Genomic DNA, 282 nt, shown 5'->3' on the forward strand with positions numbered 1-282 from the left:
CTTATGATTACCATATCGGCGTCGACTACCACAAATCCTATAGTCATCTGGTGGTGCAGGACAGCAGCGGCAAGACGCTCAGATCGGGCCGGGTGAAGAACGATCGCCAGTCGCTCGGTGGGTTTCTGGAACGCTACCGCGAGAACTCGCATGCTGTGGTCGAGGCGACGCGCAACTGGATGGTGATGTACGACTGGCTCGACGACATTTGCGATGATGTCGTTCTCGCCCATCCCTTGAAGGTCAAGGCGATTGCCGACGCCAAGATCAAGACCGACAAGA

General features: G+C 56.4%; 1 protein-coding gene. It reads left to right on the forward strand.

Annotation, left to right across the window (positions count from 1 at the left end; genetic code table 11):
* The coding region (locus C6558_RS39445) for a transposase (RefSeq protein ID WP_146161040.1) at positions 1-282 on the forward strand (282 nt) is incomplete at both ends.

Origin of the sequence: Ensifer sp. NM-2, assembly GCF_003024455.1 — a bacterium.
GTDB classification, from domain to species: domain Bacteria; phylum Pseudomonadota; class Alphaproteobacteria; order Rhizobiales; family Rhizobiaceae; genus Ensifer; species Ensifer canadensis.